This is a genomic window from Ruegeria sp. HKCCA4008 (assembly GCF_013033125.1).
GTDB lineage: Bacteria > Pseudomonadota > Alphaproteobacteria > Rhodobacterales > Rhodobacteraceae > Ruegeria.
Genome location: NZ_WQDM01000010.1, coordinates 78,594 through 92,365, shown reverse-complemented (window position 1 = coordinate 92,365; position 13,772 = coordinate 78,594). Strand labels below are relative to the sequence as shown.

Genomic DNA, 13,772 nt, shown 5'->3' with positions numbered 1-13,772 from the left:
AAGCTGCGCCGCTATTCGTCGCTTTGCAGGCTATTGGGGTCAAACACCCCGCCGAAACCACTGTTGTTGGACGGAGCGCTTTCGGAGTCAGACCCACCATCTGCGCCTTCGTTTTCGTCACCCCCTAAAGAGTTCGGTGCAAAGACATTGCCAAAGCCGCTGTTGTTCGACGGTTTCGGGGTGGTTTGAACACCGCCCTGTTCCGCTTCTTCAGCTTCGCGTTGCTTGCGGCGTTCTTCACGCTGTTTGCGCAACTCCTGAATACGCTGTTCCGCTTCCAGCTTCTTCTGCTCGCGGACATCGGCAATACACTGCGCCGGATTGTAGGTGGCCGCAGTGCCGACAACTGTGATCGTTGCGACAGCAAATACAACCAGCAGAACCGCTGCCATGTTGCCGGAAAAGAAACTGGGCAGTTTGATCTTGCCGGCCAGCTCTTCAACCGTCGCGTTTTTGCGCGCCGCTGCCACCAGTTCCTGACGCTTCAGCTTGGCTTCATTCAGCAGGGCGAAGAACACTGTCAGCGCCACGATGATGAAGGCCAGCGCCGAGATGGCGGGTGTGATGCCATACCGGACCTTTTGGGCAAGCTCGATCGTCAACGTCGGGTATTCACCGAAGGTAAAGGTGGTGGTGTTGTAGTTTTCGAACGATGCGAGGAACGCCAACACCGCTGCCGATGCAATCGCCGGGCGCATGAACGGCAACAGGATCTTGCGGAAGGCCTGGGCGTGGCTGGCGCCAAGGTCCAGCGCAGCCTCGGTCAAGGCCACGTCGTAGCGCTGCAAGCGTGCCACCAACACCAGCATGCAGTAGCTGGCGATAAAGGTTGATTGGCCGATCACCGTCAGAAAAATGCCATTCGATAGGAAGCTGTCCGCCCCCAGTCCCAGCATCCGGTTGATACGATCCCAGAACACCAGCGTAGAGATACCCAGAACAACACCCGGGATCAGGATCGGAGCGATAATGATCGTATAGTAAGTCGCCCGCAGTTTTGGCCAGATCTGGGTCAGCATCAGTGCACCCGCCAAACCCATGGCCACTGACAGGATGACCGTGCCGATCCCGATGATCAGTGAGTTCTTGATACCGTTCAGGATGCGCTGATCCTGAAACAGCTCACCAAACCACTGGAAGGTCAGACATTCCCACGGGCTCATCCGCGGGAAGCCGGACGAGTTGAACGCGGTGATCGACATGATCACAAGCGGTCCCAGCAGATACAGGAAGAAGATCGCCAGATATACCCAGATGCTTATGCGGAGAAAGGAATTGTTCATTTCCCGATATCCCCCATGTTCACTTTGAACAGGCGCATCATGGCCAGCACGAACAGGATACAGGTCACCAGCAGGACGATCGCGTAGGCAGCCCCTTGCGGCCAGTCGTTGTTATCGTTGAACTGCTGATAGATCAGCTGTGTGAACCACAGCGACGACGGCCCGCCCAGGATCTGCGGTGCCGCCAGCGCGCCCGCAGACAGCATGAACACCATCGTACAGCCCGAACTGATCCCTGGCTTGGCATAAGGAATGACCACACGCCAATGTATCCGCCACCACGGCGCACCAAGGTCGCGCGCGGCTTCAATCTGATTTTTATCCAAGCTTTCTATGACGTTATACATTGGGAAGATCATCAGCAGAATATAGGCATAGCCCAGCCCGGCATAGAGCGCGATATCGTTCCGGATGAAGTCGAACGGCGTATCCCAGACCCCCAGCCCCACGAACAACGTGTTCAGAACACCGGTTTCACCGAAGATAATCCGCAAGGCAAAGGCGCGCAGGATTTCATTGATCCAGTAAGGGATGATCAGCATGATCGCGAAGATGCGGATATGGCTGCCTTCGGACTGCCCCAGATAGTAGGCGATCGGATAGCAGATGATCAGGTTGAAAATCGTCACGCAAACGGCCGCAACGAGGGTGCGGAAGAACACCCGCAGGTCAACCGTGTTGTAATCCTGACTGCCGCCTTCAGGGCCGTATATCAGGTACTTGTAGTTCTCCAGCGTATAGACGTCCTTCGGCCCGCCAATCTCTGGAGGCGGGAGATTTGGACGGAACGAGAAATCCAGCATCGACAGCTGCGGCAGGATGATAAGGCCGATGGTCCAGAACAGAACCAGACCCAGGATCGCCAAGCCCATACCGGTGCCGTTGCGATTGAAGAATTCTTTCAGAAATCGGGGCATGAGATCGTCCCCCTATTCCGCTGCCAGTTCACCGGCAGGAACGATGACCGCGTTATGCGTCTCGTATTCCAGCGTGATGTTCTGTCCGGTGTGGTCCTCGAAAGATTGCCCATGGTTGGGGATCGAGACTTTGATTTCTTTTCCGCCTTCACCTTCGGTAAAGATGTTGAAGACGTTGCCCTCGAACTCTTCATGATTGACCCGGGCGGTGACGAAGTGATCACCCGTTGCGCCATCGGGGGCAATCGCAAAGGCCTCGGGACGGATGAACATCATCGCGTCATCACCTTCTTTCATCTTGCCCTGATTGGCCGTCGAAATCCTTGCCACCAGATCACCCGAACGGTTGGTCGCGATCAAAGCTTCCTTGCCCATCACCCGCTTGATTTTTCCGCGGAACACATTGTTTTCGCCGACGAATGAAGCCGCGAAAGCCGTGTTGGGATCGTTGTAAATCGTCTTCCCGTCGGCGATTTGATCAATCACACCGGCACGCATGACGGCGATATTGTCTGACATGGTCAGCGCTTCGCCCTGGTCGTGCGTGATGTAGATGAAGGTAATGCCCACGCGCTGCTGAATTTCACGCAACTCGGTCCGCATGTGCTGGCGCAGTTTCAGGTCAAGTGCCGAAAGGGGCTCGTCTAGTAACAACACGTCTGGCTCAGCGCAGAGTGCCCGGGCAATCGCAACACGCTGACGTTGACCGCCTGACAATTCGCTTGGCAGCTTGTCCCCCTGCCCCGGTAACGCAATCATGTCCAGAAGCTCATCGGCGCGCCTGCGGCGTTCGGCAGCACTGGCCCCTTTGATTTCCATGGAAAACGTGATGTTTTCCCAGACCTTCATCAGCGGGAACAATGCGAGGTTCTGAAAGATCAGCGCCGTCGGACGCTTGTTGGGCCCGATGCCACGCATATTGTTGCCACCAATCAGGACGTTGCCTTCGCTTGGTTCAAGAAAGCCGGACACTGCCCTCAGAATGGTTGTTTTTCCGCAGCCCGATGGCCCGAGGAAAGAAAAGAAATCGCCCCCGTTGATGTTGACGTTTGCATCGCGCACAGCGACGAAGTCGCCGAAACGGATCCACAGGTTTTCCAGATCGACTCCGACCCCTGCACTCATTTTTGGTTTCTCCCTGAGGTGCGTGTTGTCACCACACAGTATTAGTGTCCGCCACGCCGGGACGGCGCGCAGATGGGTGCCCCCCGCAGGATGCGGAGAGCGAAGGTTCGGAACGCTTAAGCGCTCTTGAACTTGTTGACGAACTCGGTCCGGGTTTCAGCATACCACGGCGCTTCTGCCGGCCACGGATTGAGATTGGCCAGCGAGTCGCCCGGATAGGCCTCGGCAAAGTTCTTCTTGTAGGTGTCGCCAGAATACTGGTCGGCGCCCAATACCGGCGAGTTGTAGCCGTGACTGTCAATGGCAACACCGGCCGGCTTGGCCTGATAGGCAAAGTCGATGAAAGCGTAAACCTGATCGATATTCGCGGCACCAGTCGGCATGGACATACCATCCACCCAAGCCATCGCACCTTCGACAGGCGCCTGATAGTGTACTGGCTCGCCTGCGGATTTCAGTGCAAGGGGTGGGCCGTCCCAGGTTTGGCCAACAATAACGCCTTCGTTCAAAAGACCGTTCTTCTGTGTGTCGGCGTCGTTCCAGATCAATTTGATGCGGTCCTTGCGTGCAACGCACCAATCGGTGATCTGGCCCCAAACCTTACGCATGGTGTCTTCATCACCATATGCCGCCCAGACCGAACCCGGCTCCATCTCGCCAGCGCGTTCCATAAAAAGGCCGGCACCCAGCATCATGGAATGCGCGCGGCCCATGGTTTTCCCGGCGTTCGCTTCCGACCACACGTCGCCATAGGACGGCGCATCACCATCCGGCAGCCACAGGTCAGTACGGTAAGCGATACCTTCCGTACCCCAAATATGCGGCAGCCAGTGCGCACCTGAATCGCCAAAGTTCCACGCATCAGTACCAATCTTGGCCATGGCAGGGTTCACCAGATCGATCGGAACCCGGTTCATGTCGAAGGGCTGGAGCAGCTCAAGCGGTTCCCACTGCAACGACCGGTTGTTGGTCGGTGAAACGATATCAAAACCCTGGCCCTTGGTGGCCTTCATCTTGTTGATGATCTCTTCGTTCGAGCCGATGCCGGTATAGTTCACCTTGATTCCAGTAAGCGTCTCAAACTCTTCGATGAAGCTGGGCGGCAGGTAGTCCGACCACATCAGAATGTTGATTTCGCCCGACGACGCCAGAGCGCTCTTGCTGTAAAGGGGTGCCGCAAGTGCCGCGGCACCTGCGCCTTTCAACACAGAGCGTCTCGAAAATGAAGAATGTTTAGCCATAGGTGATCTCCCATTGTTGGATGAGTTTGTTTTTGTATTTTTTATTCATAGGACTTTCTGTGCCCGTTCGTCAGTCCAAAAGTGACAGTTTATGGAATTCTTATATCCAGTTTTTGCCCTTGACACGTTTCGGTTGAATTTCAGAGCGTTAGTTTACCTGCCATACGGTAAAATCGCGCGCGCCAACCGGATCAGAGCCGATCAAAATTCGTCGTGATCCACCACCAGGCAGGGGTTTGGGCATGTCACCAAAATTGAAAGCAAAATGCAACGTACCGAGTCGGGTTACGCGTAGGTCTGGATCGCAGTCTAAAGGCTTCAGCCCTGCCCATTCCAAGACATCGCGCATAATCTCGTGCACGAGCGCACCGCCGGGGACCATGGCCAGATATGTCGCACGATCCGACCGGACGATCGCTGGGCTGGCGTCGCAATAGGCACTTTTGAAGCGCGCCAGGACATTTGCCTCTGTCTCGACGATTTCGCGCCAACCAGCAAAGTCAAATAGCTGACCGTTCTGCAACTGCACGGACTCCCTTGCAATATCCGGCAGCGATTCGACACGGGCGACACGGACGCCGGTCAGATCCGCCAACGCACCCGGCGCCAGATTCGAAGGGGTCTGCATTTGAGCTGTCTTGCTGCCGGACCGGGCACCAATCAAAAGCTTTGCGCCTGAAGCATCAAGTCTCGCGGCCAGATCCGGGGTCACGATCATGCTTTGCGGCAACACGATCAGGGCGTAACCTTGCAAACCATCCTCGGGACCCACAAAATCAATGTCCACACCCAGACTGCGCAAGGCAGTGTACCATTCGCGGAAGATATGGGAATTGAGGAAGTCATCATCATGCGGCATAATATCGGCCGCCCAGATCGAAGCGTAATCCAGCATAATCGCCACCGAGGCTTTTCCCCGCGTCGTTGACGGCAGGTTTTCGCGATCCTTCGCAATCTGAGCCAGTTCGAGCGCGGCTTGATCCAGACTGTCATCCGAGCGCAGCAAGGCTGTATGGTATTGTTCCTGCGCGAATTTTGCCTGTCGCCATCGAAAGAACATCACAGCTTGCGCGCCGTGTGCATATGCGGCCCAGGTCCAAAGCCGAACCATCCCTTCGGCTGGGGAAGGGTTCTGTGCCGCCCAGTCCACCGGCCCCGGCTGTTGTTCCAACACCCATACCCGCCCCCGCCCCTGACTGCGATACAGGTCGCAATGAAATCCCTGATAGTCAGGCGCACCGGTTCGCAGATAGCGGCGTTTTTCCTTCTCTGACAGGGTTGAGCCCATCAGATTACCCAGCGGGTAGCTGTCAAAGCCGACGATATCCAGATCGGCGGCCACTGCGTGGTGATCGAATTCAAAACTGCCGGCCATGAAGTTGTGCGTGATATCTCGACCCGGCGCATGTTCGCGCAGCACGTCCACCTGTGCCTTGTTGAACAACCGCACGCGGTCCGAGGAATAGCGCCTGAAGTCAAGGGCATGGGTGGGATTGGGTGTAGCGACCAGACCGTTTGGCAGTTCAATCTGGTCAAAGCCGGAATAGAGGCTCCCCCAGAACACGGTCCCCCAGGCCTCGTTCAGTGCGTCAATTGTGCCGTATCGTTGTGCCAGCCAGCGCCGAAATCCCGCCCGTGCAGCATCGGAATAGCTGAGAACGGTGTCGTGGTCATTGTACTCATTGTCGATCTGCCAGGCATGGACATGCGGGTTCTGGCCATACCTGGCGGCATATTCCGTGGCGATCCTTTTCGCCTCGGCCAGGTACACGTCACTGGAAAAACAATAATGTCTGCGGGAACCATAGCCCCTGACCCGGCCGTCCGGGCCAACCGGCAGAATTTCGGGATGCTCATCAATCAGCCATTTGGGTGGCGCAGCCGTTGGAGTCGACATCATGACCCGCAGGCCAGCCCGCCCCAGAATCTCGATGACGTCATCCAACCAGTCCCAGTGAAACCGGCCGCGTTCCGGTTCAATCAGACCCCAGGTGAACTCGGCGATCCGAACCCAATCCAAACCCATCTCGGCCATCCGCGCGGCGTCACTGCGCCACTGGGACGGGTCCCATTGTTCGGGGTAGTAGCAAACCCCAAGCTCCAGTTTGCTCATCGGTTGTCCTTTGCCGTGCGCCGTTCGATCCATTTCAGGAAGCTTGCGCAACAGAGGGTGAGTACCACGTACAGAATTGCTGCCGTATTGAACGGCGCAAAGGGCAGAAAGCTTGCTGCCTGAAACTCTCGCATCCTTTGGGTCATGTCGCGGACGGACAGAATGGACAGCAACGAGGTATCCTTGATCATCGCGATAAATTCGTTGCCCAATGGCGGGGTGACGATCCGCAGGGCTTGTGGCAGAACGATCAGCCGCGCCGTCTGCCAGCGCGACAAGCCCAGCGAACTGCCTGCTTCCAGCTGCCCTTTCGGGATGGCCTCGATCCCAGATCGGAATATTTCGGCCATATAGGCTGAATACCCGACCGAAATCGCGATGATCCCGCGTGTCATGTTGGTCATATCAATGCCGCCCCCCGTGGCATCCTTGACCGCGCCCGCCAAGGGCAGACCGATGTAAAGAATGATCACCAACATCGGAATGCCGCGTATCGTGTCCACGAAAAATTCGGCCCCGACCGCCAAGGGATGCAGCTTGTGCTGTGCGCCGCCAATGGTCAGCGTCAGCAGCAGAAAGCCGAAAACAGCAAAAGCCAGAGCGGGATTCCGGTATTTGTCAGGCAAGAAACTGGTCTGCCACAGAACTGGATAGCCTTGTGAATGAACGTCCACGGGAACAAACGCTCCGGAAACGCTGTCGACGGTTTCAATCTGCTCCAGGGCGGCCGCCGCATCAGTGGCGCTGCGTATGCGGTATTGTTGGTCGCCGGCACCGTCGAACTCTCCAAACCGGATGATGTCAGCCTGCGCCTGCGGCGTGCCGCGCACGATAGCGATGCGCCCTTCGGTGCTTCCGACCAGAACGTAACTGACCTGCGGCTGCATGAAGAAAAAGGCTGAAATCGCAAGCAATGACAGGCTGATGGAACCATACAGAATCGTGGTGCGCGCCCGTGGTTTGAACGATTGCAGCCCCACCCAGATCAGGCCCAGAATGGCCGAGAAGATATAGGCGAAGATGGCTGCGCGGAACGTAATGGCAACGCCCGTCGCGAACTGCCAGTGGGCCATGAACATCAGATAGAACAAAACCGCACCTGTAAGGCATTCCAGCCCCAAAAGAACGCGCCCGCGCCAAGGGGGTTGCAACCCCGCGGACAGCAGGCTCAAGCCGACAACGGCCGTGTATGCGGCCAGAAGAACTTGCAGCCCTGTTTGAACCTGGGTCACGACTTCGGGATACAACACCCACGTCTGACTGGACCGGTCGATCAGGGTTGATGTGTTCTCGCTGAGCGCATGAAAGAAAACGGATTCCGCGAAGGGCATCAAAAGCTCTGGAGATACAAAGCTTATGACCAAAAGAGCAATTGACGCGGGCAGCGCCGCTAAGGCCGAAATGCGCAACCAACCTAGGGCGTGATTGGTAAAACGTGCATACCGGGCGCAGAGATATCCAAGGATTGCAACCGAGACGATCAGCAGAAAGCCGACGAAAATCGGCCCTGCATTGTTGCCGATCCCCAGAATTGCGATCAGAGATCGCAGATATTTCGAGGATGTGGCGAACAGATAGATGATGAAAGGGGCGGCTGCGAGCAATACAAGATTGCTCGGGCGGATCGTGCTGAGACGCGACATGGAATTTCTCCGCTGAAACATGGCCCGGCAGCCTCAGCCGCCGGGCCCAGAAGGGCTTGAAGGATCAGTTTGTGCCCCAGTATTTGGCCTTCAGCGCGTCCAGCGTGCCGTCTTCCTGAATGGCGGCGAGACCGGCATTGATTGCATCCACCGTCGGGTCACCTTCCTGAAACACAATACCCAATGGATCCGATTGCAGGCCAGTGATGCCCACGGTCAGTTCTCCGGCAAACTCCTGCTCGTAGGCCGCGGCAGAGGTGCCATCGATGATCACCCCTTGCACGTCTGCGTTTTGAAGCGCCAGAATAGCCGCCGAGAAGTTGTCGTAGAGGCTGACATTCTCGCGCCCTACAAGCTCTTCCGCCAGTTGGGCGTTGGTCGTCGCTGTTTGTGCCGCCAGTTTCTGGCCACCGGCTTTGAAATCCTCAAGCGTCATATCCGCGTTGTCGACTTGCAGCAAAATGGCCTGGCTGACAACGATGTACGGTTCGGAAAAGTCCATAGTTTCTTCACGTTCGGGCGTGATCGATACGCCCGAGATGACCAGGTCGAACTCACCCTGTTGAAGCGCCGCAAAGATGCCGTCCCAAGCGGTGTTTACGAAATTCGGAACGCAATTGATCTTTTCACAGATTGCATTCATCACATCGACATCAAAGCCTACGATTTCACCGGTTGTTTCGTCGACGGTTTCCATCGGGGGATAGGTTGCATCCGTTCCGATCTTGAGAACGCGACCTTCCAGATCGGCGGCAAAAGCCGCCGGCGCTGTCAGCATTGCAAGCGTTGCAACGGCAAATAGGTTTTTGAACATTTTCGGTTTCTCCTCTGTTGGCTCAGTTGGTCTGCGCCATGCCCGGCGCCGGGGTGTCAGGTTGCCGCTCGATCAATGTGGCCCTGATCTTTTTTTGCGTTTCCGACGGATCAACGCCGTCCAGTGCTTTAAGCATGAATTCCCCCAGCATGCGGCTGGTCTCGCCTATCGGCAAATAGTAGGTGCTGGGCGGGGGTATGAAATACTGGCTAAGCTTCAGATCGTCGTTTGAAATAACAACGACATCCCTGCCGACCTGAACGCCCATGTCGGCCGCAGCGGACAAGGCGCCAAGGGTCATCGCCTCGTTCGCGCAAATGATGGCGCTTGGCCGGTTGTGCATTCGCATGAGCGCCGCAAAGGCCCTTTGCCCGGTCTTCGCCGTGGTCGGGCCGGGAAGAACAAGGGCCGGGTCAAGTTCCATGCTACCTGCTGTCAGAGCATCTGAATATCCCTGGCGACGTTGACGGGCATAGATCAGGTCATCCGGCGGGTTGATAAGCGCTATCCGCCTGTGCCCCAATGCCAGCAGCCGAGCCGTTGCATCAAAAGCAGCAGCCTGACTGTCGAGATCCACGTAAGGATGTGGTTGGGCACTGTCACTCATCCCGTATGTGACAAACGGAAAACCTTTATCTTGCAGATAGGCGATACGCGGGTCATTCACGCGAGTTCCGGAAAAGATCACGCCGTCTGCCAACCCTTCCTGCACGATGGAATGTAGGGTCTGCAATGCGGCTTCAACATCTCGTACACTGAAGACGCTCAACTCATAGCGTGACCCTTGAACCGCGTCGGATACTCCGGCCAGAATCCGGGTAAACTCCACACCCTCCCATTCTTCAGCGGCACTGCCCGAAACGCCGACCAATACCGCAATCCTGTAAGATTTATTGGTGCGCAGTTTCAGGCCGTCCAGATTGACCCGATACCCAAGCTCGGACGCCGCCTTTTGGATCTCCTCCCGCGTTTCCCGTTTTACCGAAGAAGCGCCGCGCAGTGCGTTTGAAACCGTGCCGACTGAATAGCCGGTCATACGGGCGATCGATTTGATCGTTGCCCGCGCCATCAGCCGATACCCCCAAGCCGTTCAGTCAAAAACAACCGGCCTGTTTGCAAGGTACGCCTGTGATCGGCGGTTTCATCATGCTCGACGAAAAGGTCGGTGCACTTGGTGGTTGAAAGGGCTCGTATCGTGGCGTCCCAATCGACAACACCCTCACCCGGATTGCGCCAGCGCCTGTCGCCTGATCCGCCCTGCGGGTCCACGTCCTTTGCATGAACAGACAGGATGCGATCCGCATGGCGCGCCAGCAGGTCAGCCGCGTCCTGACCAGCCGCGACGATCCAACCGATATCAGGTTGCCAATAGATGTTTTCTTGCGCCAGAATCTGTTCAAGAGGCGTTTTTCCCGGCGCCCCGAACAGATCAAAATCGTGGTTGTGATAGGCCAGGCTGATGCCGTGATCTCCTAGTCGATCTGCCCAATCGGACAACTGGCCCGACACCGCCTTCCATCCCTCGACAGTGCCGGGCCGCGCCTGTGGCGCCAGCCAAGGCATGACCGCCACCTGGCATTCCAAAAGGTGAAGTACTTCAACGATGTCATCGAAACGCTCGTGGAACTCCTCCCAATCGAAATGTGCAGAACGAAGGTTAAGACCTGATTGATGGACGATGCACGCCATCTCTTGCGGTGTCATGTCATGCAGACCGGTGGTTTCGATATCCGAAAACCCGCAAGCAGAAACCAACTTCAGTTGGTCCGAGAGGTCACCGCATTGCCGAACCGTGTAAAGCTGCGCCGATACCCGCATTTTTCACCATTGAAACGTTTCAATCATGGTGAAACACAAAACGCAATTCTGTCAAGAACTGCGTTTCGCTGCTATTTACGCATGGACAATCCATTGTGGAACAGATGCACTTTGTCCGGTGCGGCCGTGACCGAGACCGTCTGGCCACGCAGGTTTCGCTGAACTCCCGGCAGCTTTGCAATGACTGCATCCGCACCATCGGTTTTCTCAAAATACAGCAGCGTGACTTCGCCCAGGGCTTCGGTGAAATCCACCTTGCCGGACAGAATCGCGGAGTCTTCCGTCATGGCCAAGTCTTCGGGACGCACCCCGATATTGACCTTTTTCCCCAGGTCACTGTCTTCGGTTGGAACCGCGGATCTTGCAATCCCGCCTGATGACAGTTCGACGGTGGTCATTTCGCCGGTTCCGGTGATTGTGCCGGACAGCAGGTTCATGGAAGGCGAGCCGATGAACTGCGCAACAAACTCGTTGTCAGGCGCCTCATACAGTTCAAGCGGTGTCCCGACCTGCGCGATGCCCTTGTTGGCCAATACCACGATCCGACTAGCCAGTGTCATCGCCTCGACCTGATCGTGGGTCACGTAGATCATGGTGCTGTCAGGCATGGCCTCTTTCAGACGCGCGATCTCGATCCGAGTGGCCACCCGAAGTGCCGCGTCGAGGTTCGAGAGGGGTTCGTCGAACAGATACACCTTTGGGTCACGTACGATCGCGCGCCCGATGGCAACCCGTTGACGCTGCCCCCCGGAAAGAGCTTTTGGCAGGCGGTCCAGGAATGGTTCCAGCTGAAGGATTTGAGCGGCACGGTCCACGGCAGCATCAATCTCGGCCGTGGGCATCTTCGCGATTTTCAGGGCAAAAGCCATATTCTCGCGAACGGTCATGTGGGGATACAAGGCATAGCTTTGAAACACCATCGCGATGCCCCGCTGTGCAGGCGGAACATCGTTCATGACCTGCCCTTCGATTTCCAGCGTGCCGCCTGTAATCTTCTCCAACCCGGCAATCATCCGCAGCAGGGTGGACTTGCCGCATCCGGAAGGACCGACAAAAACGATCAATTCGCCTTGTTCGATGTCGAGGTTGATGTTCTTCAAAACATCGACAGGGCCATAGGACTTGGCGACATCCGTAAGGTTGAGTTCAGACATGCTTTATCCCTTTTTCCTGTGCATCAGGATGAACTGCGCCGCGTTCAAGACAACGTTGCCGCTTCCTTCGACACCGCCCAGGTCCTGACCCATGACCTGCCAACTGCCTTCGGGCAGCTTCAACGCGGCAGAATCCGTGCCCAGATTGAACGCGCAGAATATCTGCTCATGAGAATCCTCACGCACAAAAGACAGAATCGAACCCGTTTCCGTCATGCCGGTCTGCGCCCCCGTTGCCAAAGCAGGATGCGCATGCCGCAAGGCAATGGCGCGACGGTAGTGGTTCAACATCGAGCCTGGATCCGCTTCCAATCGGTCCACCGCCTGCCCGGCCTGCTGTGCGCTTACCGGCAGCCAGGGTTCTGCGGTGCTGAAACCCGATTGTTCATCTTGTGCTGCCCAAACCATCGGTGTGCGGCAGCCGTCGCGGCCCTTGTATTCGGGCCAGAACTCGATGCCATAGGGGTCTTGCAGTTTCTCGAACGGCACATCCGCTTCGTGCAGGCCCAGCTCCTCGCCCTGATAGAGGCAGGCAGAGCCGCGCAGGCACATCATGAGAACCGCGTGCTGGCGGGCCGCGGCGTCATCCAGATTCCAGCGCGAGACGTGACGCTGCACGTCGTGGTTGGAAAATGCCCAACATGGCCATGCGTCACCTGCCTTCGCTTCCAGCTGGTCAAAAACGTGCTTTGTGTAAGTGGCGGTCAATGCACGTTTTTCCAGGAACTCGAAGGCATAACACATGTGCATCCGCTTATCCCCGGATGTGTATTCGCCCATGATCTCTAGCCCACGCTGCGCATCTCCGACCTCGCCCAGACAAGCCCGGCCTTCATATTCGTCCGTCAAGGCCCGCAGTCTTTCGAGGAAGGCGATGTTCTCGGGCTGGCTTTTCGAAAACAGGTGGTCCTGATGGTTGTAGGGGTTCACGGCCGGTGCGATCGTGGCGTTGCGTTGATCCATAGGCAGCGCAGGATTGTCGCGCAGCGCCTTGTCGTGGAAATAGAAATTGATGGTATCCAGCCGAAAGCCATCCACCCCCAGATCAAGCCAGAACCGCGCCACGTCCAGCAACGCATCCTGAACATCCGGGCAGTGGAAATTCAGATCCGGCTGCGATGTCAGGAAGTTGTGCAGAAAATATTGCAGCCGTCGGGCATCCCATTGCCAGGCCGAGCCGCCGAAGATCGAAAGCCAGTTGTTCGGTGGCGTGCCATCCGGTTTGGGATCCGCCCAAACATACCAATCGGATTTCGGGTTTTCCCGATTGCTACGGCTTTCGATGAACCAAGGGTGCTGATCGGATGTATGCGACAGGACCAGATCAATCATGATCCTCAGACCCTTCGCATGGGCCTGATCCAAAAGCTCTTTGAAATCCGCCAGCGACCCGAACATGGGGTCGACATCGCGGTAATCGCTGACGTCGTAACCAAAATCCTTCATCGGCGATTTGAAAAACGGCGAGATCCAGATTGCATCAACGCCCAGCGAGGCGATGTAATCCAGTCGCGCAGTGATGCCTTTCAGATCACCGATTCCATCCCCGTTGCTGTCCTGAAAACTGCGTGGGTAGATCTGATAGATCACACCACCGCGCCACCAATCCGAAGGCAGTTTCGTTGCTTTGCATTGTTCAAGGTTGTTCTGCACGTTCATCAGAC

General features: G+C 56.6%; 11 protein-coding genes. All 11 read right to left on the bottom strand.

From position 1 onward, the window contains the following. Positions 1-11: 11 nt before the first annotated feature. On the bottom strand, positions 12-1,283 hold the full coding sequence (locus tag GOW60_RS18490) for an ABC transporter permease (protein WP_171230431.1): 1,272 nt from the start codon (positions 1,281-1,283) through the stop codon (positions 12-14). Next, a complete protein-coding gene (locus GOW60_RS18485; protein WP_171119259.1) occupies positions 1,280-2,200 on the bottom strand; it encodes an ABC transporter permease in 921 nt (306 codons plus the stop codon). The genes GOW60_RS18490 and GOW60_RS18485 overlap by 4 nt, the downstream gene beginning before the upstream one ends. 12 nt (positions 2,201-2,212) lie before the next feature. Next, positions 2,213-3,325: an ABC transporter ATP-binding protein gene (locus GOW60_RS18480; RefSeq protein WP_171230430.1), complete on the bottom strand. Its 1,113-nt coding sequence runs from the start codon at positions 3,323-3,325 to the stop codon at positions 2,213-2,215. Positions 3,326-3,441: 116 nt separating this feature from the next. Then, complete coding sequence (locus GOW60_RS18475; RefSeq protein WP_171230429.1) at positions 3,442-4,566, bottom strand: extracellular solute-binding protein; 1,125 nt, start codon at positions 4,564-4,566, stop codon at positions 3,442-3,444. Positions 4,567-4,714: 148 nt separating this feature from the next. Next, positions 4,715-6,679 carry a beta-galactosidase gene (locus tag GOW60_RS18470; RefSeq protein ID WP_171230428.1) on the bottom strand — a complete coding sequence of 655 codons (1,965 nt, stop codon included), beginning with the start codon at positions 6,677-6,679 and terminating at the stop codon, positions 4,715-4,717. Then, entirely contained in the window at positions 6,676-8,322 is a 1,647-nt protein-coding gene (locus GOW60_RS18465; RefSeq protein ID WP_171230427.1) for an amino acid ABC transporter permease, read from the bottom strand. Before GOW60_RS18465 ends, GOW60_RS18470 begins: the two co-directional genes overlap by 4 nt. A gap of 64 nt (positions 8,323-8,386) precedes the next feature. After that, positions 8,387-9,136, bottom strand: coding sequence for a basic amino acid ABC transporter substrate-binding protein (locus tag GOW60_RS18460; RefSeq protein ID WP_171119251.1), 750 nt, complete (start codon positions 9,134-9,136; stop codon positions 8,387-8,389). A 22-nt stretch (positions 9,137-9,158) separates the two neighbouring features. Further along, positions 9,159-10,205, bottom strand: coding sequence for a LacI family DNA-binding transcriptional regulator (locus tag GOW60_RS18455; protein WP_171230426.1), 1,047 nt, complete (start codon positions 10,203-10,205; stop codon positions 9,159-9,161). Further along, positions 10,205-10,954 (bottom strand): sugar phosphate isomerase/epimerase, encoded by a 750-nt coding sequence (locus GOW60_RS18450; RefSeq protein WP_171230425.1) that lies wholly within the window; start codon positions 10,952-10,954, stop codon positions 10,205-10,207. Before GOW60_RS18450 ends, GOW60_RS18455 begins: the two co-directional genes overlap by 1 nt. A gap of 71 nt (positions 10,955-11,025) precedes the next feature. Then, positions 11,026-12,108 (bottom strand): ABC transporter ATP-binding protein, encoded by a 1,083-nt coding sequence (locus GOW60_RS18445; protein WP_171230424.1) that lies wholly within the window; start codon positions 12,106-12,108, stop codon positions 11,026-11,028. Positions 12,109-12,111: 3 nt separating this feature from the next. Continuing rightward, positions 12,112-13,767, bottom strand: coding sequence for an alpha-glucosidase (locus GOW60_RS18440; RefSeq protein WP_171230423.1), 1,656 nt, complete (start codon positions 13,765-13,767; stop codon positions 12,112-12,114). Between the last annotated feature and the right edge of the window lie 5 nt (positions 13,768-13,772).